This window comes from Cedecea sp. FDAARGOS_727 (genome assembly GCF_012273235.1).
GTDB lineage: Bacteria > Pseudomonadota > Gammaproteobacteria > Enterobacterales > Enterobacteriaceae > Cedecea > Cedecea davisae.
Genome location: NZ_CP050966.1, coordinates 1 through 23,371, shown reverse-complemented (window position 1 = coordinate 23,371; position 23,371 = coordinate 1). Strand labels below are relative to the sequence as shown.

Here is a 23,371-nt window from a genome sequence, read left to right as displayed (position 1 = left end):
GAATACAAACTTAACTCGCCATCAGTGCGGTATTTTTCATTTAAGGGCTGCCTACGTGCGGTTTTTTATGCAGCATAATCTATATTCCACCTCTGAGGGGAGCGCTGCTGCATAAATCAACCACTGGCGTGGGTCGTTTGAGTGGTGGGGGCGTCTCACGCTTCAGTAATATTCAGAAATACCCATATAGTTTACAAGGTAAAATGTTCTCCTTAAGCTTCACGGGTAGGTCCTTTAGTTTAGCGGCTAGAGTGAGTGACTCATAATCGCCAGGTCGCTGGTTCAAGCCCAGCAAGGGGCACCAACCGCCACTAGCTCACTGGGAAGAACGACAACCACGGTGTTGTAGTACGAGATTCGAGGCCCCGGTGGCGGACCAACAAAGCTTTCCAGTCTGCGATGAAGGGGTTGCCTGGAGTGACTGGAAAGCTACTCAGTCTTTAGACTACATTTAAAAAACAGATGGTTATTATTAGCTCCATCATAGATGGGAAGCGTGTCACTATGAGAATTTGGCTGATTGTATTCTTATTCTGCTGCTGTCTGATTGGCACAGGGTTAGTGTATTACAAAATTTTCTCAAAAGTGACTTCACAGTCAGAACATAGATATAACGCGGGTGACTTCCTGGTTGGCCCGTGAATTTATTGCTGTTCTTGCGTCACAAAAATATCTACATCCGCATGAGCACTGGGTTTTAACTGATATCGCACTTATCAGCCCTGTCGACCGCAAGCTCCAGTGCTCAGCCGAATGCAAACTCAACCCGCCTTGTGCGGGTTTTTTTCATTAAAGGGCTGCCATCGGGCGGCCTTTTTTGTTTCCCTCACACAGCACCCCGAACACGGAGGTGTGGAATGCACAGAACTATGCCTGACAAAATCGCATCGATAGCGGGGTACTGTACATCCGGCAGCCTCATTTGTTGGGGTGGCATAGCTAAATGGATGCATGACCTTGACTGGAACCTTGTTGCAGTTGTTGGCGGCTTCGTTATTGGCTTGCTGACTTTTTTCGTTAACTTTTATTTCAAACGTCGCCAGACAAAGGCCTATGAGAACGCGCTGGCGCGCGGCTATGTAACACCTCCGCCCCAGGACAACTAATCATGGCTTCAACTAAAAGTAAGCTCAGTGCCCTGATGCTGGGACTGCTGCTGGCCGGCGCATCTGCGCCTGTGCTCATGAGTCAGTTTCAGGATGAAAAAGAGGGAACCAGCCCGATTGCTTACGCTGATGCTGGTGGCGTGTGGACGATTTGCGGCGGTGTGACACGCGTTGACGGCAAGCCCGTTGTTAAGGGTATGCAGCTGACGCGCCAACAGTGCGACAAAATCGACAAAGCAGAGCAGTCAAAGGCTTTAGCATGGGTGGAGAAAAATGTTCGCGTATCCCTGACCGAGCCTCAAAAGGTCGGCATCGCTTCTTTCTGCCCCTGGAACATCGGCCCCGGTAAATGTCTGCCGTCCACGTTCTGGCGAAAGCTCAATGCGGGTGACAGGCACGGAGCATGCGCAGAGATAAAACGCTGGACGTATGACGGCGGCCGCGATTGTCATATCCGTTCGAACAACTGCTACGGACAGGTTCTACGGCGTGACCAGGAATCTGAGCTGGCATGTTGGGGGATAGACCTGTGAAAAATCCATTCTGGCTAATTCTGGCGTTTTTGGTGGCTTGCCTGGCTGGTGGCCTTATCTGGTCGGCAAATCACTACCACAGCAAGTATCTGGCAGAGCAAAAGCGTGCTGATCATGCGGAGCTACTGGCAACGCGGCGCCAGCAAACGATCAACGAAATGCAGACCCGCCAGCGCGATGTGGCCGCTCTGGACTCGAAATACACTCAGGAACTGGCCGATGCCAAACAGACTATTGAGCAGTTGCAGCTTGACGTTGCTGCTGGTGATAAGCGGCTGCGCCTCAACGCCACCTGCCAGCCAGTGCGTTCCTCCACCAGCACCACCGGCGTGGATGATGCAACCGGCCCCGGACTTACTGACGCCGCTGAACGGGATTATTTCCGTCTCAGGGAACGAATCGAAACCAGCAACAAGCAAATAGCAGGGCTGCAAGAATACATCCGGCAGCAGTGCCTGAAATGAATATGTTGTTGTAGCCCGACTGGCTGTAGGCGCTGGCATCAGATAAATAATCAGACGGCATCTGATGCAAATTGGTCTTTAGGAAATAGGTGCTATGGAATAAATCAGCAACAAGTGTAGCCATTAAATAACATAAAACCGAAATTGGAGTGATAATGTTTCAGATAGATACCGTAACCAATTTAAAAAAAATACTTTCCCGGTTATTAAAAGGGGGGCTTGCTGCAACTTTTATATTCTCATCGTTTTTTGTGTGTGCGGAGAATGACTCTTCAATAATCCCTTTGGATTCAGTCAAGTATGAATCTGAATATTCAATTGAAAATACGTTAAGTTTACTTAAAACCTTTAGGGGTTTTTATGTAGATAGTAATGGTGCGTATTTTACAGGGGGATCACCTAATGACAATGATGGTAAATCAGGTGGTGGTCAAAGAAATCAGGGTGAAGCAGGAAGTGATAATAGTGTTACTATGAGTGCAACTAATAACAGGCCACATATTTCAGGTAATAACAGTTATTTTAATAATTATTATAATAACTTCTATAACAATAATTATAATAATCATTATAACAATAACTACAACAATCACTATAACAATGATTACAACAATAATTACAATAATAACTACAACAACAATAATAATAACGGGAATAACAATAATAATAACAACCATAATGGCAATCATAATAAATGCTCTGACTTGAAATAAAGCCACTGGCATCCGCTGGTGGCTTTTCATGCATGGCACACGAGATGGTCTTTAATTGATGGTAGTGATAATCAATATCATTGACGGGTCCTCCCGGTGGGGTAGCCTGCCACGGGGCGGCTTGCTCGCGGGAATCGGCTAGTTTTTCGGATCCATGGGCATCATCATCATGTGGGTAGGTTCTTGTTTTTTATGAGGGCCGTTTTTCAAAGATGTCGAATCGTTTAAAAAGTGTTCACCATCATGGGCCAGGAAATTGCCTCTCTCAAACTCAATATCAACCAACTGGCGGCCATTACCGATGTTCACCGCCAGACGGTCGCCGCCCGGCTTAAAAATGTAGAGCCCGCGGCGGGCAGTAACAGCAAATTAAAGCTCTACCTCATCACGGATATTCTGACCGAACTGATGATCCCGACGGTATCAACCAACCTGGAAGATATGCCGCCGTCCGATCGCCTGGCTCACTGGAAGGCCGAAAACGAAAGGCTCAAATTCGAGCAAGATACCGGCCAGCTTATCCCCGCGGATGAGGTCGCCAGAGAGTTTTCACTGATGGCAAAAGCCGTCGTTATGGTGCTCGAAACCCTTCCCGATATTCTTGAACGCGACTGCGCTCTGCCGCCGGTGGCGGTTTCTCGCGTCCAGAGCGTGATTGATGATTTACGTGACCAGCTGGCTCAAAAAGTCCTGGATGCAAAAGAAGAGGAGGCCGAAACAGAGGAGGACTGATGGCTAAGCGGGCATCAGCAAGTGGTATCCGCCGCGACGTTTCCGGCATCCTTCGCGCGCCGCGCAGAATGGAAGTTGCCGATGCGGTCAGTGCTTATATGCGTGTCCCCATGGGGGCAGGTAACTCCGTTCCATGGGATCCTGATCTGGCGCCCTATGTCATTGAGCCGATGAACTGCCTGGCGTCGCGTGAATATGATGCCGTGGTCTTTGTTGGCCCGGCGCGAACGGGTAAAACGATTGGCCTGATTGATGGCTGGATCGTCTACAACATTGTGTGCGACCCGGCAGATATGCTGGTAATTCAGGTTTCAGAAGAAAAGGCCAGGGAGCATTCGAAGAAGCGCCTGGACCGCACGTTCCGCAGTAGCCCGGAAGTGAAAACACGGTTAAGCCCGCGAAGAAACGATAACAACGTATATGACCGCACATTCCGCGCCGGGAACTACCTGAAGCTGGGCTGGCCGTCGGTCAATATCATGTCGTCCTCTGATTATAAAAGCGTGGCGCTCACTGATTACGACCGCTTCCCGGAAGATATTGACGGTGAAGGTGATGCATTCTCGTTGGCCTCCAAGCGAACAACTACTTTCATGTCGTCGGGCATGACGTTGGTGGAGAGCTCACCAGGGCGTGACGTGCGCGATACGAAATGGCGTCGAAGCTCGCCACATGAAGCTCCTCCCACCACGGGGATCCTTTCGTTATACAACCGCGGTGATCGCCGCCGGCTTTACTGGCCATGCCCACATTGCGGGGAATATTTTCAGCCAGAAATGGACAACATGGCCGGTTACCGTGAAGTGGCCGACCCTGTTGCTGCCAGCGAGGCGGCCGTGCTCCAGTGCCCGGCCTGTAAAGGCAAAATCACACCGGATATGAAGCGTTCCCTGAACATGAAATGCGTGTGGCTCCGCGACGGGCAACGTATTGATGCTGATGGAGGCATATCGGGGGAGGGGCGGCGGTCCCGTATTGCTTCCTTCTGGATGGAGGGGCCGGCAGCCGCTTACCAGACCTGGGCGCAGTTGATTTACAAGTTTCTTACCGCTGAGCAGGAGTACGAGGCCACGCGCAGCGAAGAAACGTTAAAAACAGTGGTAAACACCGACTTTGGCCGGCCATACCTCCCGCGATCCAGCATGGAGCAACGGAAAAGCGAACTGCTGGAACAGCGCGCTGAAGATGTCCCTAAGCGAAGCGTTCCCGATGGTGTCTGCTTCCTGACCGCGACAGTGGACGTTCAGGCCGGGCGAAACCGCCGGTTTGTGGTCCAGATTACCGGTTATGGAGCCATGGGGGAGCGCTGGCTGGTGGACAGGTACAACATAAAGCAGTCGCTACGCTGCGATGGTAATGGTGAAAGCCTGCAAATTGATCCGGCAAGTTACCCCGAGGACTGGGATCTACTGCTGACCGACGTTTTCAATAAAACGTGGCCACTGGCCTCCGACCCGACAAAGGGCATGCGGTTAATGGCGATGGGTGTCGATTCCGGCGGCGAAGATGGGGTGACCGATAACGCCTATAAATTCTGGCGGAAATGCCGCCGGGATGGACTGGGTAAAAAGGTCTACCTCTTCAAAGGCGACAGTACCACCCGCGCTCAACTCATTAAACGCACGATGCCTGATAACACTAACCGAACCGGACGCCGTGCGCTGGCTGCCGGTGACGTTCCTCTCTACCTCCTGCAGACCAATGCCCTGAAAGACCGTGTGAACAATGCGCTCTGGCGTGATTCGCCTGGCCCTGGCTATGTGCATTTCCCGTCATGGCTGGGAAGCTGGTTCTATGAAGAACTGACCTATGAGGAGCGGGCGGTTGACGGTAAGTGGAGCAAGCCCGGGCGGGGCGCGAACGAAGCGTTCGACCTGCTGGTTTACGCGGATGCTCTGGTGATCCTGCACGGCTACGAAAAAATTAAATGGCCGGATGCCCCTGAATGGGCGCAGCGGAACACATGGATTGAATCCTTACCTGGAGAAGATGCTGCTCCGCCGCTCCCGGCAACGATCGCTAAGCCAGCCAGTAAAAAAGAACGGCGCAAGCGCGACAAAACTGAACAAACTAACCCATGGAAAACCTCAGGAGGCTGGGTATGAACCAAAGCGATATTGAAGCCATGATCCAGCGCTACAGTCAGGCGGAAATGGCCGTCCTGGACGGAAAATCAATCCGGTTTAACGGTCAGGAAATGACGATGGAAAACCTCTCCGAGATTCGAAAAGGGCGGCAGGAATGGGAGCGGCGCCTCTCTTCACTGAATCAGAAAAAGCAGGGGCGGCCCGGTTACCGCCTGGCGAGGTTTAAATGACAATTCTGGATAACGTAATCGGCGCCTTTTCACCGGGCTGGAAAGCAGCCCGGCTGCGCGCCAGGGCCATGATTCAGGCCTATGAAGCGGTAACACCTACCCGAACACATAAAGCGCGCCGGGAAAACAGGACGGCTGACCAGCTAAGCCAGATGGGGTCCGTGTCGCTCCGGGAGCAGGCCCGTTTTCTCGATAACAACCATGACCTGGTGATTGGCATCTTCGATAAGCTTGAAGAGCGGGTTGTGGGATCAAAGGGGATTGTTGTTGACCCTCACCCAAAGCTGGCGAACGGAACGGTTGCCAAGAAACTGGCGAAGGAAATTCGTAAGAAATGGGGAGAATGGTCTGTCAGGCCGGAGGTTACCGGGCAGTTTACCCGCCCCATGCTGGAACGCCTGATGCTGAGGACCTGGCTCCGCGACGGGGAAGTTTTTGCTCAACTGGTACAGGGGAGCGCCACAGGACTGGTTCCCGTGGCCGGGGTGCCTTTCTGGCTTGAAGCTCTGGAGCCTGATTTTGTCCCAATGACCAGTGATGCCGCAAAAAAGCTGAATCAGGGCATCGTGGTTGATGACTGGGGGCGGCCTAAAGCGTATCAGGTTTATAAAAGCCTGCCAGTGGCTGGCCGGCAGTTCGATACGAAAGAAATTGACGCGGCCAATATGCTGCACCTCAAATTTACCCGTCGTTTGCACCAGACCCGCGGCACGTCATTGCTCTCTGGGGTGTTAATGCGTCTGAGTGCTCTCAAAGAGTATGAAGATTCTGAACTGACGGCGGCGCGTATTGCGGCAGCCCTTGGGATGTACATCAAAAAGGGGGATGGTCAGAGCTTCGACACAGAAGATAAAAGCGAGCGTGACAGAGAGCTGGAGATAACACCGGGCATGTTGTACGACGAGCTACAGGCCGGTGAAGAAATCGGGATGATTAAATCCGACCGGCCAAACCCCAACCTTGAAACCTTCCGAAACGGCCAGCTACGCGCTGTTGCCGCTGGCAGTCGGCTCAGCTTTTCCAGCACGGCCCGGAATTATAACGGCACTTATAGCGCTCAGCGGCAGGAGCTGGTGGAGTCAACGGACGGCTATCTGATCCTGCAGGACTGGTTTATTGGCGCTGTTACCCGACCCATGTACCGGGCCTGGCTGAAAATGGCGATTGCCAGCGGCGAGATTAAAGTTCCTCGCGGCGTTGATATGGACTCCCTCTATAGCGCGGTTTATTCAGGGCCGGTTATGCCATGGATTGACCCGGTGAAAGAGGCCAATGCCTGGAAAACGCAAATCCGGGGCGGCGCCGCTACCGAATCTGATTGGGTACGCGCCAGCGGGCGTAACCCGGATGAAGTTAAGAGCCGCCGAAAAGCTGAAATTGACGAAAACAAAGAACTGGGACTGGTGTATGACACCGACCCCGCCAACGACAAAGGAGGCACCAGTGCCGAAGCTAAACCACAGGACGGCCCGCCGTCCGAAAGCCAGCGTAAAAAATAGCTGGTTTCGTATGCAAGCCGGCACCACAGGGGATGCCGATATTTTTATCTATGACGAGATTGGTTATTGGGGGGTAACGGCGAAACAGTTTGTCAGCGATCTGAAAGCACTCGGTGAAGTCAGCCACATCAATCTTCACATTAACTCGCCCGGTGGCGATGTTTTTGATGGCATCGCCATTTTTAATGCGCTGAAGCACCACGGCGCGGCGATCACGGTGCATATCGATGGACTTGCTGCGTCTATGGCGTCGGTCATTGCCATGGTGGGTAACCCGGTCATCATGCCGGAAAACACGATGATGATGATCCATTATCCATCACACTACCTCATGGGGACGCATGAAGAACCGGATTCATTCATTAACTACTTGTTAATTATGGAGAAGAAAGAAATGTTGTTTGCATTGCTTTTCTACTGTTTTTCGGCGTTGCAGCTGAGTGTGTATTGCAATGTGTATTGCAGAATGAGGTTTTATGGCTGGCGAGAACAAGTTAAGCGACAAGGCGTTAAAAGCCTTACATGGTAAACCCCAGCGGCGTCAAAAGATGGTGGCCGATGGTCGGGGACTGTCTGTCAGAGTCAGCATGAGTGGCACTGTAAGCTTTGTTTATTTCTTCAGACATTCTGGCCGACAGAGTTCCCCTGTCTGGATGACGTTAGGCAAGTATCCAGATATGACACTCAAACAGGCCAGGGAGAAAAGGGACGAGTGCAGGGGATGGCTGTCACAGGGTCTTGATCCACGGATAGAGAACAAACTCACCAAAGAGAGCCTGTTCACGCCTGTGACTGTTAAGAACGCTATCGATTACTGGTTTGATAACTATGCCAGGGAAAAACGCAAAGAGACGGTGCGCCTCTATCGCCGTTATGAGAGATACATCTTTCCCTACATCGGTGGGTTTCCTGTCGAAAAATGTGGACTGTCTGACTGGATAAAATGCTTTGATCGGGTAAAGAAAGTAGCACCGGTTCAATCTGCAGCGATGCTTATCGAGCTTAAACAGATCTTCAAATACTGCCGGGTACGTCAGTATGTGCGGTGTAATGTGCTGGATGATTTGAGTCCTGGCGATATCGGTAAGTATCAGAACAAGAGAGAGCGGCTGCTTGAGGAAAGCTATGTTGCTGACCTGTGGGGTGTTTACTTTCATGGTAAGGGTAAAACCCGCGTAATGAATTACAAAAAACGGATGGCGATTTTGTGTCTTGTGTTTGGATGCCGACTCAGTGAGGTTCGCCTATCCAGGTGGGATGAATGGGACTTCGATAAATGGCTTTGGACGGTGCCGAAAGAGCACAGTAAAAACGGTGAAGAGATTATTCGTCCCGTTCCTCAAAAAATGCGTCAGTGGTTTGTAAACCTGCACGAAGAGACGAAAAGGCGCAGTTGCATACTTGGCGAACTGAAATCTGATTCAACCGTCAGCACAATGGGGTGTACAAACTTTACCTCCCTGAAACATGAAAAACGTTGGTCACTACATGATTTGAGACGCACGTTTTCTACAAGTCTTAATGAGATGGGCGTTGATTTTATTGTCGTAGAGCAGTTGCTGGGCCACACAATAAAAGGAGTGGCCGGTATCTATAACCGCAGCAAGTATATTTCTCAAAAGCAAGAAGCGCTGGACCGATGGGTTGATTACCTTGATGGGCTGGTGGGTGAAGAAAATACAGTTAAGGTGATTAAGAAAAGGAGTGCCTGATATGGCTATGTTGTCCGTTGTGAAAAAAGAAGATCTCCAGTACATTCCTGAGCTTGACCGAATGATTCGCGAACCTGAATGCCGTGCGATGACTACGTTGTCTAACTCAACACGCTGGCGTATGGAACAGGAAGGAAAATTTCCTAGACGTATTAAAATTGGACCTTCAGCTGTTGCATATCGGCTGTCTGAAGTGCAGATGTGGATTAGTGGTAAGTGGTGCGCAAAATAATGAACCGAGTATAATTTAATATTCCCAGCTAAAATAGCTGGGAATAAATAAATCTCATCATACTTTACGGTATGAATTTCTCATCAATAGTGAAGATTTTATTTAATTTGTCTTTAACTGGGATGCGATAAAATGTTATGTAAATTTCCCCGAACTCTTTTGGACAATGTAACTTTTCAGTTACTTTGTGGTTGATTATTTCTCTTAATGAGATTTTTGCGTAAGCTAAGCCGCCATATTCCTTTGGAATTATAAAAAAATCAAGATTGATTTTATCAAAATCCTTTTTAAATTCCTTTTCAACGTACTCGAATAAATGGAGGTATTCATGAAGTTCGCTCTCGTGAAGAGTGAATTCAAGTTCCTCACCTAATGTATGATACTTAGCATCGATCATATTTATTTCGTTATCGAACGGAAGGAGGTAGAAGTCTGGACGTTTAGCACCCAATGCATCCATGTTAAGCGGTTTTGACCATTTTTCTTGATGAACGTGAATGAACGGCTGTTTAGTCGCTTCCAAGTGGAGTATTGCGACTTGTTCACCATAATTTCCTGAATATGTTGAGTCTTTATCCTCAAATTCTTTTTGTAATTGTTTTCTCACATTATCTAAGTCTGTCATATAAATATCCTGTAAAATATGATTAACGCTAATAATTTACATATACCTAAACTCAAAGCAGAGCTAAGTACACCATTTGTTCATTGAACCTTAGGGAAGTACCGAGTGAGGTTTTACTTCTACCGTTACTCGGCTATTAGATTTCAGCTCTTATCACTTTCTTTAGCTTTTTTGCGCTGTCGGCGTTTGATCTCGCCTTTTGCGGCTGTAACAAGAAATCCAGCGGTACTTTCACCAACGTACCGTAGTTGCTCTATATCCTCCATTACTTCATGGGGGATTCTTACAGTGGTCATTTGCGATTTTGCATTCTTCGCACCAGTAGCCATTTCTGAAACTCCTTATGTTGGGTGTATTTCAGTATACGCAAAAAAAGTGAGAAGAAAAGGCTTGAGGTGTATTTCACTTTGGGCTAGTTTGAAAGAGGAGGTGAAATACACCTTGAAAGTGCGAAGCCCGGGAGTGCGTCAACACTAACCGGGCTTCTAACCTAACCGTTAACTGGAGTAACGACTATGGCTGGAATACAGCATACCCAAACTCACCCCAAATTTACATGGCTATTCCTTGGCACGCCGCGAGGTCATTCTTGTCTCCCGATAGTTCTGCGCACCGTTGCAGACAATGAAGATACCGCCCGTGCAGCGTTCTGCGGCTGGGACTTGACCTTTGCCGCCAAAATACGAACCGAAAGCCCGCTCTCAGTGTCGTTTATGGATCCTGAGAATCGAACCCTATGGAGCATTCTGGGTAGCGATCCTTACAGCAATGAAGCTGTGGCAATGGAGGTGCGCCATGCTTAAGTTCAAAGATCTTAGTCTCGAAGATGAACTGCGTAAGGCGGTCAGCCTTTTGGCCGCATCTGCTGAACTGCATGGCGGCGCGGAAGAAGAACATGAAATGTCTTTCGATCTGCTCTGCAAAGTTTTGTACCGCCTCCGTCAAATCAAAGAAGCGTATGAGGGGGGCTGTGACCATGCTTAAAGTTATCGATTTGGATGCCTACTATGCAGATCAGCAGCGTGTTCATGCCCTGATTGGCTCAACCTCTGCGCCAGTACCTGCTACTCCGGAAAACATATCGCGTACCCGCCTTCTGCGTGTTCAAACTGGTTTGAGGCACATATTGACTGAGGTCATACCACAAATTACCGATGAGCAGGAACGCCAGGAAGTTTATTTGTGGGTTGATGGCATTTTTTCCATCACTCGTTTTGAAGAAGCGGATGCGGGGAGGGGCGGCGATGATCAGTAACGTCAAATTCAATGAACTGTCTAATCTGGTTGGCCTGCTGTCGTCTCGCATTGATGAGCTTGAGAGCCAGCTCAAAGCGCTGGCCGATACCCAGGGCGGTGATATTCCTCCGGGCATGGCGCCGGTAAGTACCCTTGCGGCAGAGTTTGGGATCTCTACCAAGAAGGCCGAAGAACTGGCGCACAATACTGGCGTCCTTCTGATTAAGCAGAAGTCCGGCGGCTTTATTGCCAATGATGGGAAGTTCAGGGAGGCGGCCAGGCTGGTACTGCGCTCGGCGAAGCGTAAGCACGGATCCGCTTACTGGTTCCATCCGCTGCTTGGCAAGTTCCAAATGAGCGGAGGGATTCCAAAGTGAGCGTGCAATTAACAGCTGTAGAAACGGTGTCTGATGCCCTGTTTGCTTGCTCGTATCTGTGGGCGCATGGTAAGCCATACAGCCGTAGCGAGCTGGATAAAGCCATCCACCAGCACAAAGACCCGACGACCCGGTATGGCAAGCTGGTGGCCCGTCTTAACCATCTTTACGGCATGACCTATGAGTCACTTTGCGAGGCTGGTTATCTCGATACTGATAAAAAACGCATGATCACTGCCCGGCGCTCCGTTCTGGCTGAGGAAGTCGGTGAAGATGAGATGAATGCTTTGCTGTCGGACATTCAACGCATTCAGCGCGTTTTTCCTGATTCTGCCTTAGGCACAAAGCGCACTAAGCTCCCGCTGTCCCGCGGCTCTGAGGGGTTCGATGTTCGTCAGGACTATGTGCTTAAACACTTCCTGCCGGCGCAATCGCTCTGCAGCATTTACGGCCCCAGCGGCTCGTATAAGAGCTTCCTGGCGGTATCGTGGGCCTGCCACATTGCCAGCGGCATCGAGTGGGCTGGTAAGCGGGTTACCCCCGGTGCCGTGCTGTACGTGGTTGGCGAGGGTGGTGTGGGCGTTCCCCGTAGGATCAGGGCATGGGAGCAAGTGAACTGCCGGAAGGCGGATAACCTCTGGCTGGTTAATCGTCCGGTATTCCCGGTACGTGAGTCCGAAGTATCCGAAGTGCTTCTGGCCGCGCGACAGATTGAGGCTGAGTGTGGTGTACCGGTTCGCCTGGTGGTGATCGATACGCTGGCCCGCTGCTTTGGTGGTAACGATGAGAACGACGCCCGTGATATGGGTGCGTTTATCGAGGGATGCGACACCATCAAACAGAAAACAGGCGCAACGGTGCTGGTGGTCCATCACTCCGGCAAGGATGAGGCAAAAGGTGCCCGCGGTTCCAGTTCGTTCCGTGCCGCCCTGGATGCTGAATTTAACGTTAAGCGTGAGGGGGAGGGGAAAGCGCTTATTCTGGCCTGCACCAAGATGAAGGACTCAGAAGAGCCAGAACGCAAGGCCTATGACCTGCGAACCGCTGAGCTTTATACCGACGAAGATGGCGAGCTGATTTGTTCTCTGGTCGTCAGGGATGAACCACGAGAGGCCAAAGAGATAGATCCTGACCTGATTGGCGTTTCAAAGCTCTCAGGAAATCACATGGCTTTATGGCAGGCGATACGAAGCCGAACGGCGCAAGGTGAGTCCTGCACCCGGGCAATTCTCCGTGATGACCTGAAAGCAACCGGCATTGATACCAAGCATTTCACTCGATGGCTGCAGAAGCTGATCGATGATGGCCTGATTATCCAGAACGGGGAAATTGTGACTATCCAATCTTTACGTGAAGTGGGGAATTAAGTGGGGGCATGTGGTAGTGATGGGGAAGTGAACCCCTAATTACCCACTTTCACCCTGTATACACGGAGGAAGTGGGTAATTTACTGCAAACCCTTGCCATTGCTGGCCTGAGAGTGTATTTGTCAAAATGGTGGTGGGTGGTAAGTGGGAATAAGTTAAAGTGGGTCGTAAGTGGGAATTTAAGATTCATTCATTAGGGAGTATGTTTGGTGAAACAATTTCAATTAAAAAGAAAACATCATTATGTTTGGGCATATTACCTTAAGGGATGGGCTGAGGATGAGAAAAACGTTTGGTATATATCTAAAAAAGGGAACCCAAGCTTTGATAGTGTTCGTGGCATAGGTTGTGAAAAACACTTTTATAAAGTAGGTGCAGTTAGCAAGGGTGATATTGAATTGATGAAACTTTGGTTGAGTGGATGTTCTGCAGAGTTAAGGTCTTTACATCTTCAATTGATAGATATTGTGTGTTGGGCACAAAATAAAGCTAAAAATTTAAACGATATTGCACTTTCAAAGTTGAATGTTGATTTAAATGAATTAATCTCAAATAATTTATTTGAGAATTATATGTCAAGCCAGGAAAACAGTGCTGTTGATGTAATGAAAAAACTAAGGGTTGGTGACTTAACCTGTTTAGATGATAAGGAAGAACGCTGGCAGTTTAGTTATTATATGGGTTACCAGTTTAGCAGAACAAAACGCATGAGGGATGCATTAATCTATTCGGTGAAGATTAGTCCATTTGATGAAAGCGTTAAAGTGCGATGGCTTGATTTTTATTCTAAGCATTGGTGGTTTGTTTGCTCTTTTATTGGGACTAACCTTTCCAAGGATATTGCATTGAATGAAAACAGAAAAATAAAAATATTAACAAATCATACGGATAAATCCTTTATAACATCAGACCAACCAGTGGTTAATTTAAATCCTGATGGAAAAGATGGAGAAAATATAGATTATTACTATCCAATATCTAGTGACCGAGCATTACTTATATTAAATTCTGGTTTGATTGATTTTTGTGAAAGTATAACAGATGCGAATGATGTCGACTTTTTGAATAAAAAAATAGCAAGTTTTGCTGGTGATACTATTTTTGCAGTTAATAAGGAAGCATTGTTGGCATATAAAAATGAATTCAATAAACGAGAGTATAAATTTCCATAACATGTTGTTTCGAAAATTTCCTTACGGTGCGAGATTTTTATGCAATGTGATTAATCTGTTTTTCTGATGAAACTCATTTTACTTACCACTTTTAGTGATCAATAATCGTTCTTGTACCATCATTCACGATAGGGGCAAGAAGATGTCAGAACAAAGCAATAAGCAGCATGATAAAGGCGGAACGGTCCATATTGATGCTGAGACGATGAGAAAGATAGAAGAGTACCAGGCATACATTCGTGAAAAACACCCGGAGATGCCCGTTCCCACTAAAGGCCAGATTGTGCGTAGCAGCGTGACTTACTGGCATCACCATACGCTGGGGGCATGGGTATGAAAGGCTGGTACACCATCAAAGCAGCGAGCGACGGCGCCAGTGCAAATATCAGCATTTACGAAGAGATCGGCGGCTGGGGAATTACGGCCCAGCAGTTTTCCGAAGACCTGAAAGCCCTGGGTGATATCTCTCATATCAGCCTGCACATTCACTCTCCTGGCGGGGATGTGTTCGACGGCATCGCAATCTACAACCTCCTGAATAAACACCCGGCAAAAGTCACTGTGCAAATTGATGGTCTGGCGGCGTCTATGGCTTCCGTTATTGCTATGGCCGGTGACCGTATCGTTATGCCTGAAAATGCACTCATGATGATTCATAAGCCGTGGGGTATTTCCGGCGGGAACGCTAACGACATGCGCGACTATGCCGAGCTGCTGGACAAGGTGGAAAGCGTTCTAATTCCGGCTTATGCCCGTAAAACGGGTAAATCAGCCGAAGTACTTGGCGCCATGCTTGAAGATGAAACCTGGATGGACGGACGCGAATGCGTGGCACAGGGTTTTGCCGATGAACTGTTACCTGCCGTCAATGCGATGGCCAGAATTGAATCGAAACGAATTGAGGATTTTGAACATATGCCAAACGCACTTAAAGGGATGATCACCAGCCCAAAAGGCTCCACCAGCAGCGCGGTACCGGAACAAAACCGCATTAACGGCATTAAAGATCTCTTCGCTATGTTTGGCGGCAAACATGACACGCTTAAGATGCAGTGCCTGGAGGATGTGGAATGTACCCCGGAAAAGGCGAAAAACATACTGCTGGCGGCTCTGGGAAAATCGGGCACGCCATCAAACAAAACCACTGATGCGCACATTTACGCAGGTAACGGGAACATCACAGGCGACAGTATCCGCCAGGGACTTAATGCACGGCTGGGCCATGAACGTGCTGAGCGTGGTAATCCTTACGCAATGATGAGCCTGTTTGAAATGGCTCAGGCTTCGCTGGTGGATCGTGGTATCAGCATTAGCGGTTTCGGTAACCGTTCGCAGATTGTCAATCTGGCCTTCACTCACAGCAGCAGTGATTTTTCCCATATCCTCGCTGGTGGTGCTGAAAGTCAGTGCTGACCGGCTGGCAGAACAGCGGCGAGACATTCCAGCAGTGGGCTAAGGCAGGATCACTGCCTAACTTCCATGAGGCTAAGCGCGTTGGCCTGAATGGTTTTTCAGAGCTGGCAAAAGTGCCGGAAGGTGCAGAGTATAAGTACGTCACGACCAGTGACAGCGGCGTACCCATCGCCCTGGCGACATACGGGAATATTTCTCTGTTACCGGCAGGCAATCATCAATGACGACCTGAACCAGCTGACCACTATCCACAGGCAATGGGCCGCGCTGCTGCCCGTACCGTTGGCAATCTGGTTTATCTCCACCTTACTACTAACGCTAAATTCACCGATGGTAAGGCGCTGTTCCATGCTGACCATCACAACCTCATTGCTAAAGGGATGGATACTGACGGCCTGAACGAGGCTCGCAAGGCTATGCGTTTGCAGCAGGACGCCAACGGCGACCCTATCAATGTGATCCCCGCTTATATCCTGGTGCCGGCCGCGCTGGAAGGTGCAGCCAACCGCGCAGTGCTTTCCGCTTCCTCACTGTTCCCTGTAGACCAGAACGGCACGCTGAACCAGAACCCCGGCATTATCAACGTGGTGAAGGATATGGCGCAGGTGATTGTTGAGCCTCGACTGGATAAATCCAATAACAAAGAGTGGTATGTGGCCGCGGCGAAGGGAACTGACACCATTGAGGTGCCTATCTGGATGGGATGGACGTCCCGTACCTGGAGCAGCAGGAAGGCTTTACCGTTGATGGCATTGCCTGGAAGGTGCGCATTGATGCTGGCGTGGCTGCGCTCGACTACCGCGGCATGGTCAAGTCTGGTGGTGGCGCGTGATGGCGAGATGGGCGGCTGAGGCCGCTCGTTTTCAATGGGTCCTCCGGGCGGGGCTTCCTGCCACGGGGCGGCGGCATCGCGGGAAACGGCGCGTTTTCTGATTCTATGGGTATCATCATCATTCGTTAAATTACTGATTTTATAGTGTGAAATTTGGCGGTAACGGAAAAGATGATGGTTTGTGTGTTTTTTGTTCATCATCATGAGGCTTTTGGCGATGAAAAAAGTGCAGATGACGATAATTGAGCTGGCAGAGGTCACCGGCGTTCACCGGCAAACAGTTCAAAGCGCCTGGCAGGTATACCGCCGCTCCCCGGTAGTAGCAGTAAGAGAAAATTTTATGATCTCAAGTCAGCCCTATCAGCAATTTATAAAGGTAAGGATAAACGGAATGATTAATGCCGAAGTGATGACAACCATTAAGCTGAGTGGCTCTCTGGCCAAAATTTTTGGAAGAGAACATCAGCGGCTTATTAGCTCAACACGGGAAGCATTTCGGGCGCTGGCAGCCACGCTACCTGGTTTCGAAAAGTACATGAATACAAGTAAATCGCGAGGGCTGACGTTTGCCATTTTCGTGGATAGCAAAAACATCAACGAAGACGATCTGGATTCCCTAATGCTGGCCGAACTATCCGAATGGTGCCGGTCATCATGGGCAGCAAAAAGGCTGGGATGCTTCAAACCATTCTTGGCGCGGTGTTGGTTGTCGTTGGGGCTCTTGGCGTAACCATAGGTCAGGCATGGGGCGGCGGCGCATGGGGGCCAGCTGCGATGAAAATTGGGGCTGCTATGGTAGCTGGTGGCATTGTACAGATGTTATCACCTCAAGCTCCCGGACTGTCTAGCAAGCGTGACTCAGACAATAAAGCCTCATATGCATTCGGCGGCGTGACAAATACTGCAGCGCAGGGATACCCGGTTCCGCTGGGGTACGGTAAGCGCCGTATTGGTGGCGCATAATTTCGGCGGGGATCTACGTCGAAATAAGATGTAATAGTGTAATTTATAGAACTGTCATTTAATTGTCTTAGCTTCCTTAAATTGAGTGAATTATTCATTCATCAATCACATCTTTTCCCAATGCAGGTTGAAAACGTTTTTATAGTTTGTTTGATACCTGATTTCAATTCTATTTCATTTTTATCATTAAGAATGGTTCGAAGGATAAGAAATCTTCGATACCACTGATATTCTATTTCTTTTAATGCGCGTATTGTTCTCTCTTTAAAGTAAGTATCACATCTAGAACCGAAGATGACACCTTTAACTAGTGAAGGATCGTGGTGAAATATCTCACCATTGGATTGATGCGGGGAGTATAAAACCAGGCGACTTTCTTTTCATATCCCAATGGTTATTTTTAGTGAAAAAATAATTCCCATTATCGATAGTTTTCGGAGATCACTTTCCAAAGATCAATTTGTTCAGGGCTGTTTGAGTATCTGACATCCATCATCTTCACATCATACTCACTCTTTCCGAGAATATGTGTTTTAAGTTTAGTTGTTATCTTCAAAATCATATATAATATGCATCCTTTAAACCATTGGCATAATGAGACCACATAAGATAATTGAAAGGGTCCCTGCTAAAGGATACGGAAATGAAATTTGTATTATTCTTGATATGAATAAACTTATCCATTAATAGTGAGGCTGCGGAGGTAACATCCGTTCCTTTTGCTAGTTCATTGTTTTTTATAATGTCTATTATATTGCGTTTGTATATGGTTTTATCCTCGACTATTTTGCGAGGCTCTTTCCCTTAAATAGGTTATTTATTGAATATAGAAATCATCACCTTGTGGTTTGGAAATATAATCCATTAACAAAACAAAACCATTATCATAACTGCCAATAAATTGTTTCCATAAATCTATGCCATCCCAAAAAATGGGATTGAACCATAAGTCCATTGGATCATTTAGTGAGCTATTGGCGGCAAAAAAAAGCTCGTTATAACGTATTGATTTATCAAAGTTCGCATCATTTCTGAAAATTTGAAGTATACATGCTCAGTTCATCGCTCCTTTGAATTTGTGTATTGCAACGTGTATTGCAGCTCATCAGCAAGAATCATTTTAATAAAAAAATGCCTTTTGAACCATTAGTTGTTTTCAAATCATTGCATGATGATCCACAAGCCCTGGGGCTTTGCCGGTGGGATGCCAACGACATGCGCGACTACGCCGATCTGCTGGACAAGGTTGAAAGTGTCCCCCCTACGCAAAAGACCGGTAAAACCACCGAAGAGATTGCCGCGATGCTGGAGGATGAAACCTGGATGGATGGCGCTGAATGCCTCGCCCTGGGTTTCGCTGACCAGACCACCCCCGCTCTGCAGGCAATGGCCTGTATCCATTCAAAACGTATTGAGGAATTTGAAAAAATGCCAAACAGCATTCGTAACATGGTCACCCCACCACGTAACACCGTCCAGCGTGATCCACAGAAGCCAAATGCTCAGGCGCCAGTAAACGCACCTGATCCTGTCGACGAAACCGCAATCCGTGCGCGGTGATGGCCGAGCAAAAAGCCCGCGTTACCGGCATTAACGACCTGTTTGCCTTGGCGGTAAGCATAGCGAACTGCAGGCCAGCTGCGTGGCCGATTTGGATTGCACCGTTGAAAAGGCGAAAGACCAGCTGCTGGCCGCCCTGGGCAAATCCAGTACACCCTCCAACAAAAACAGCGCCGCGCACATTCACGCCGGGAACGGAAACTTTCGGGGATGGTATTCGTCAGGCGCTGATGGCCCGTGCAGGCTATGAAAAGCAGGAAAGCGATAACGTCTACAACGGCATGACCCTGCGTGAATATGCCCGTATGGCGCTGACTGAGCGCGGGATTGGCGTTTCCAGTCTTAATCCGATGCAGATGGTTGGCCAGGCTGACGCACAGCACGGATTTCGGCAACATTCTGCTGGATGTGGCGAATAAGTCGCTGCTGCTGGGCTGGGAAGAAGCCGACGAAACCTTTGAACAGTGGACCAAAAAAGGCCAGCTCTCTGACTTTAAAACCGCGCATCGCGTCGGTATGGGTGGTTTCCCTTCATTGCGTAAGGTTCGTGAGGGGGCAGAGTATAAGTACATCACTACCGGCGATAAAGGCGAGACTATTGCGCTGGCCACCTTTGGCGAAATCTTCTCTGTCACCCGTCAGGCAATCATCAATGACGATCTGAATCAGCTCACTGATGTTCCGATGAAGATGGGGCGCGCGGCGAAAGGTACAATCGGTGATCTGGTTTATGCCATTCTGACCACGAACGCGAAACTGTCCGACGGTAAAGCGTTGTTCCACGCTGACCATAAAAACCTGTCCAGCGGCGCCATTTCAGTCGCCAGTATCGATGAAGCCCGGAAAAGTATGCGGCTGCAGAAGAAGGCGAACGTACGCTCAACATTCGTCCGGCCTACATGCTTGTTCCGGTTGGGCTGGAAACGCTCGCAAACCAGACTATCAAGTCTGCCAGCGTGAAGGGGCGGATATTAACGCCGGCATCAACAACCCGATTCAGAACTTTGCGGAAGTGATTGCTGAGCCGCGCCTCGATGCTGCTGATGCCGCTGCCTGGTATCTGGCTGCAGCGAAGGGGAGCGACACTATCGAGGTGGCTTACCTCAATGGTATCGATACGCCGTACATCGACCAGGAAGGGTTTAACACTGACGGTATTGCCACGAAAGTCCGTATTGATGCAGGTGTTGCGGCGCTGGATTATCGCGGCATGGCCAAATCTTCCGGCAAGTAATCTTCTGCGTTTTACCTCCTCGCCCGTCAGGGCTTTTTTTATACCCAAAATCAGCCCCGGCAGGGGCTGAATGGAGAATGTTATGGCTAAAACTTCGTGCAAAACGGGAACACGATCCCGGTAAACAATGCCGGAAACAGTGAAATCCTGAGTGGAGATCTGGTGGTTATTGGTTCGCTTGTCGCGGTGGTGGCAATTAAGGATATCCCTGCCGGCGGTATCGGGGATGGTTTTGCTTCCGGGTGTTTCTTCTGCCCAAACTGGCTGCTGATGATATCGCCGCCGGTACGGCGGTGTTTATTAAAGACGGGAAAATCCAGCTCGACAAAGCGGATGCGGTCGCTGCGGGCGTTGCCTGGGAAGCTGCGGGTACTGGCGTGACCGTCATTGAAGTAAAAATTAATGGCTAACGCCTTTGACCGGCTGGCGGCTCGCATGGATGCGGCCACCATCGTGAAGATGGGCAAGACCGCCACAATTAACGGACAGGACTTCGATGTTGTCCCGGCGGAGCAGTTGGAAGAAATGGGACCTCTGTCCGGTAACGGTACCGCGCTGGTGGTTTTCTCGACTACCTACAAACCCCGCCGGAACGACGTGACCTGGGGGGGAAAACCCTGATGGTGACGCGTTTCGATTCGTTTAACGGCAAACCGAGGATCCACCTTGAGTAAGGGGTTTTATGTCAGTCAAGGGCCTGGAAAGGGCAATCCAGAACCTGAACAGCCTGAGCCGCATGATTGTGCCGGATGCCACCGCGAAAGCGTTAAACCGGGTGGCGGGGCGAACAATAAGCCAGGGCAGTAAGCAGGTGGCTAAAGAGGTAACCGTCGATGATAACCGCAAAAAAGGGCTCCCGGTTCGGCTTGTCCGGCAACGCTCAAGGCTCAAAAAGGCTCGCCATGATCGTCTCGTCGCTTCAAAAAATTAACCGCGGCAACCTGCCGGCAATAAAGCTCGGCGCAGCTCGAGTAAGGCTATCACGTCGTAAAGGTGCGAAACACGGGCAGGGAGCGTGCTGAAAGTGGGGCCTTATACCTTCCGCAATGCGTTCATCCAGCAACTGGCTAATGGCCGCTGGCAGGTAATGCGGCGTGTCGGCGCTCCCGCTACCCCATCGATGTTGTGAAAGTTCCCCTGGATGCGCCGTTAACGCAGGCATTTACCACCATTTCAAAAAACCTTATCCAGAGCGATATGCCAAAGGAATTGTCAGCCGCACTTAAAAACCAACTGAGGATCCACCTGAAGCGATGAGCAAACACAGCGCTATACGTGCCGCCGTCCTGGCGAAGCTGAAAGCCGATATCTCTGACTCCGTCACCTGGTTTGACGGGCGGCCGGCATTCCTTGAAGAGGGGGATCTTCCTGCTGTGGCGGTGTATTTGTCAGACGCCGAATATACCGGTGCCACGCTTGATGCTGACGACTGGCAGGCAGTTCTTCACATCGAAGTTTTCCTGAAAGCAACAAATCCTGATACCGCGCTCGACAACTGGCTGGAAGAGAAGGTTTATCCGGCTACGGAGGAGATCCCCGGACTTGAAGCGCTTATCGAAACGATGACCCGCAGGGCTATGACTATCAGCGCGACGATGAGATGGCCACCTGGGGATCTGTCGACCTGACCTACGCTATCACCTATTCAATGTAAGGAAATCACTATGGCAACCCCAAATCCTCTCGCGCCGGTTAAAGGTGCGGGAACCACGCTCTGGCTGTATACCGGGACCGGCGATCCCTACAGCAACCCGCTGAGTGATGCCGACTGGGTCTCGCAAAAATCAAAGAGATCACCCCGGGTGAAATGACCGCAGAATCCTACGACGACACCTACGTCGACGATGAGGATGCGGACTGGAACTCGACCGCTCAGGGGGCAAATCTGCGATACCAGTTTTACTCTGGCCTGGAAACCGGGTGAATCCGGCCAGCAGGGGCTGGTGGAGTGGTTCAACGAAGGCGACGTCCGTGGTTACAAGATTAAGTACCCAAACGGCGCGGTCGATGTGTCCGTGGCTGGGTAAGCAGCCTGGGTAAAGCTATCCCGGCAAAAGAAGTGATTACCCGTTCTGTGAAAGTCACCAATACTGGCAAACCATCCCTCGCGGAAGATGACCGCTCCTCATTCGTTCCGGTAACAGGCCTGACTGTTGCTCCGGCGACGGTCGCGGTTGAAGGGCAAGACCAAAACGGCGACATTCACGCTGCAACCTGCCGGCGCGACGGATAAATCCCTGCGGATTGTCTCGTCCACAAAAGCGATCGTCACTGTGCTGGATAACGTGGTCACCATCACGGTGTTGCCGCAGGAACGGCGGAGATTATCGGCATGACGCCGGATGGTAATTTCGTTGCGATTGCCACAGTCACAGTCTCCTGATCACCACTTCAAAAGGCCCCTTTAGGGGCCATTTTCACGGGCAAAAATAATGGCGAATCCGAAGGTAAAAATTATGTCGTTTCTGAAAAAAGAAAATCTGTCGATTGGCGGAGAATCTGTACTGCTTTTTGAGCTATCCGCGCTGCAGCGCGCTGAATATTTTGAGTATCTCGCCAGCCTTGAAGCGGATATTCCTAAAGATGCCTCTGAAATGAAGATGGGCGCTCTGGTCGTTAAAAAGAACGTCCAGTCAAATGCCTGGCTGGTATCCCGTTCCTTATGGCATAGCACACCGGATCGGGATGAAGAGGAATTGCACCGTGAAGTGATGCGTACCTGGTCGTCTGAGGCGCTGAATATGGCTGTTGAAAAAGTGCTTGAGTTGAGCGACCTGATGCCAAAGCCCCCGGTAGAGGCAGAGTTTGACAATACGGCGCTTGGTGATGAATCAGCAGATGCAGAGTTTGACAATACTGCGCTCGGTGATGAATCAGCAGAGGCGCGCCCCCTGGAAAAATAGTTGCCCGTGAGCGCGCCTTTATTCATCGGCTGGCGCGGGAGTTCCGGCGGGCAGACTGGCGGCGGATGCTCAGTGAAATGAGCGCCTCCGAATTCGCCGGCTGGGTTAGCCACTTTGCAGCAACGCCGTTAGTGACGAGCTGCTGGACGCTGAGTTTGCCACCACTAAGGGGCTCATCGTGGCGATGCTGACGGGCAATAGCGATATTTCGGATGCTGATTTCAGTCTGCTGACTGGCGAAGTGGGCGAGCCCGAACCAGAAAAGACGGATGAAGACCTGATGTTAGCGGGTGAGGGGGTTTACGGGGGAGTACGGTATGGCCCAGCAAATTAGCGATCTGGTAATTAACCTGGATGTCGACAGCGCTTCCTTCTCAGAAC

The 23,371-nt window shown here is 49.8% G+C and carries 20 protein-coding genes and 10 pseudogenes; 28 read left to right on the top strand and 2 right to left on the bottom strand.

All coding sequences use genetic code 11. The features are described from left to right. Positions 1-869: 869 nt before the first annotated feature. From FOC35_RS00150 to FOC35_RS00100, 11 genes and pseudogenes are all read left to right on the top strand, one after another. On the top strand, positions 870-1,106 hold the full coding sequence (locus FOC35_RS00150; RefSeq protein ID WP_371810721.1) for a class II holin family protein: 237 nt from the start codon (positions 870-872) through the stop codon (positions 1,104-1,106). Between the two features lie 2 nt (positions 1,107-1,108). Then, on the top strand, positions 1,109-1,639 hold the full coding sequence (locus FOC35_RS00145) for a lysozyme (RefSeq protein WP_172567779.1): 531 nt from the start codon (positions 1,109-1,111) through the stop codon (positions 1,637-1,639). A gap of 219 nt (positions 1,640-1,858) precedes the next feature. Next, a complete protein-coding gene (locus tag FOC35_RS22915; protein ID WP_172567778.1) occupies positions 1,859-2,062 on the top strand; it encodes an Rz1 family lipoprotein in 204 nt (67 codons plus the stop codon). A 196-nt stretch (positions 2,063-2,258) separates the two neighbouring features. Further along, on the top strand, positions 2,259-2,816 hold the full coding sequence (locus FOC35_RS00135; protein ID WP_172567761.1) for a hypothetical protein: 558 nt from the start codon (positions 2,259-2,261) through the stop codon (positions 2,814-2,816). A gap of 243 nt (positions 2,817-3,059) precedes the next feature. Continuing rightward, positions 3,060-3,548, top strand: coding sequence for a DUF1441 family protein (locus tag FOC35_RS00130; RefSeq protein ID WP_172567777.1), 489 nt, complete (start codon positions 3,060-3,062; stop codon positions 3,546-3,548). Beyond that, positions 3,548-5,653, top strand: coding sequence for a phage terminase large subunit family protein (locus tag FOC35_RS00125; protein WP_172567776.1), 2,106 nt, complete (start codon positions 3,548-3,550; stop codon positions 5,651-5,653). The genes FOC35_RS00130 and FOC35_RS00125 overlap by 1 nt, the downstream gene beginning before the upstream one ends. Next, positions 5,650-5,865, top strand: a complete 216-nt coding sequence (locus FOC35_RS00120; RefSeq protein WP_172567775.1) for a hypothetical protein — start codon at positions 5,650-5,652, stop codon at positions 5,863-5,865. Before FOC35_RS00125 ends, FOC35_RS00120 begins: the two co-directional genes overlap by 4 nt. Next, entirely contained in the window at positions 5,862-7,364 is a 1,503-nt protein-coding gene (locus FOC35_RS00115) for a phage portal protein (RefSeq protein ID WP_172567774.1), read from the top strand. Before FOC35_RS00120 ends, FOC35_RS00115 begins: the two co-directional genes overlap by 4 nt. Further along, positions 7,309-7,737 (top strand): annotated as a pseudogene (locus tag FOC35_RS22705) (head maturation protease, ClpP-related); the annotation flags it as partial. The gene FOC35_RS00115 and the pseudogene FOC35_RS22705, both read left to right, overlap by 56 nt. Positions 7,738-7,840: 103 nt before the next feature. Then, entirely contained in the window at positions 7,841-9,076 is a 1,236-nt protein-coding gene (locus FOC35_RS00105; RefSeq protein ID WP_172567773.1) for a site-specific integrase, read from the top strand. Position 9,077: 1 nt separating this feature from the next. After that, positions 9,078-9,308 carry an AlpA family transcriptional regulator gene (locus tag FOC35_RS00100; RefSeq protein WP_172567772.1) on the top strand — a complete coding sequence of 77 codons (231 nt, stop codon included), beginning with the start codon at positions 9,078-9,080 and terminating at the stop codon, positions 9,306-9,308. A gap of 64 nt (positions 9,309-9,372) precedes the next feature. Here FOC35_RS00100 and FOC35_RS00095 read toward each other — a convergent pair whose 3' ends face one another. Both FOC35_RS00095 and FOC35_RS00090 read right to left on the bottom strand, forming a co-directional pair. Next, positions 9,373-9,933 carry a hypothetical protein gene (locus tag FOC35_RS00095; protein ID WP_172567771.1) on the bottom strand — a complete coding sequence of 187 codons (561 nt, stop codon included), beginning with the start codon at positions 9,931-9,933 and terminating at the stop codon, positions 9,373-9,375. 143 nt (positions 9,934-10,076) lie between these two features. Then, complete coding sequence (locus FOC35_RS00090; RefSeq protein ID WP_172567770.1) at positions 10,077-10,262, bottom strand: YlcI/YnfO family protein; 186 nt, start codon at positions 10,260-10,262, stop codon at positions 10,077-10,079. A gap of 186 nt (positions 10,263-10,448) precedes the next feature. On the opposite strand from FOC35_RS00090, the gene FOC35_RS00085 reads away from it, so the two are divergent. From FOC35_RS00085 to FOC35_RS00005, 17 genes and pseudogenes are all read left to right on the top strand, one after another. Beyond that, positions 10,449-10,736, top strand: coding sequence for a host cell division inhibitor Icd-like protein (locus FOC35_RS00085; protein WP_172567769.1), 288 nt, complete (start codon positions 10,449-10,451; stop codon positions 10,734-10,736). Beyond that, positions 10,729-10,917, top strand: a complete 189-nt coding sequence (locus FOC35_RS00080; protein WP_172567768.1) for a hypothetical protein — start codon at positions 10,729-10,731, stop codon at positions 10,915-10,917. The genes FOC35_RS00085 and FOC35_RS00080 overlap by 8 nt, the downstream gene beginning before the upstream one ends. Then, complete coding sequence (locus tag FOC35_RS00075; protein WP_172567767.1) at positions 10,910-11,188, top strand: transcriptional regulator; 279 nt, start codon at positions 10,910-10,912, stop codon at positions 11,186-11,188. The genes FOC35_RS00080 and FOC35_RS00075 overlap by 8 nt, the downstream gene beginning before the upstream one ends. Further along, entirely contained in the window at positions 11,178-11,546 is a 369-nt protein-coding gene (locus FOC35_RS00070) for a hypothetical protein (protein WP_172567766.1), read from the top strand. The genes FOC35_RS00075 and FOC35_RS00070 overlap by 11 nt, the downstream gene beginning before the upstream one ends. Beyond that, on the top strand, positions 11,543-12,913 hold the full coding sequence (locus FOC35_RS00065) for a helicase RepA family protein (protein ID WP_172567765.1): 1,371 nt from the start codon (positions 11,543-11,545) through the stop codon (positions 12,911-12,913). Before FOC35_RS00070 ends, FOC35_RS00065 begins: the two co-directional genes overlap by 4 nt. Positions 12,914-13,122: 209 nt before the next feature. Next, entirely contained in the window at positions 13,123-14,085 is a 963-nt protein-coding gene (locus FOC35_RS00060) for a DUF4238 domain-containing protein (RefSeq protein ID WP_172567764.1), read from the top strand. Between the two features lie 142 nt (positions 14,086-14,227). Then, on the top strand, positions 14,228-14,422 hold the full coding sequence (locus tag FOC35_RS00055; RefSeq protein WP_172567763.1) for a hypothetical protein: 195 nt from the start codon (positions 14,228-14,230) through the stop codon (positions 14,420-14,422). Then, positions 14,419-16,330 (top strand): annotated as a pseudogene (locus FOC35_RS00050) (ClpP-like prohead protease/major capsid protein fusion protein). Before FOC35_RS00055 ends, FOC35_RS00050 begins: the two are co-directional and overlap by 4 nt. Positions 16,331-16,721: 391 nt before the next feature. After that, positions 16,722-17,355: pseudogene (locus FOC35_RS00045) on the top strand (tail assembly protein). 1,097 nt (positions 17,356-18,452) lie between these two features. Next, positions 18,453-20,087 (top strand): annotated as a pseudogene (locus FOC35_RS00040) (ClpP-like prohead protease/major capsid protein fusion protein); the annotation flags it as partial. A gap of 96 nt (positions 20,088-20,183) precedes the next feature. Then, positions 20,184-20,497: pseudogene (locus FOC35_RS00035) on the top strand (DUF2190 family protein). A gap of 25 nt (positions 20,498-20,522) precedes the next feature. After that, positions 20,523-20,761: pseudogene (locus FOC35_RS00030) on the top strand (DNA breaking-rejoining protein). An 8-nt stretch (positions 20,762-20,769) separates the two neighbouring features. Further along, positions 20,770-21,344 (top strand): annotated as a pseudogene (locus tag FOC35_RS00025) (phage tail protein). Next, positions 21,341-21,741, top strand: a pseudogene (locus FOC35_RS00020) (phage minor tail U family protein). Before FOC35_RS00025 ends, FOC35_RS00020 begins: the two co-directional pseudogenes overlap by 4 nt. 10 nt (positions 21,742-21,751) lie before the next feature. Further along, a pseudogene (locus tag FOC35_RS00015) lies at positions 21,752-22,470 on the top strand (phage tail protein). 73 nt (positions 22,471-22,543) lie between these two features. Then, positions 22,544-22,990, top strand: coding sequence for a phage tail assembly chaperone G (gene gpG, locus FOC35_RS00010; protein ID WP_172567762.1), 447 nt, complete (start codon positions 22,544-22,546; stop codon positions 22,988-22,990). Between the two features lie 65 nt (positions 22,991-23,055). Beyond that, a pseudogene (locus FOC35_RS00005) lies at positions 23,056-23,324 on the top strand (phage tail assembly protein T). Positions 23,325-23,371: the final 47 nt, after the last annotated feature.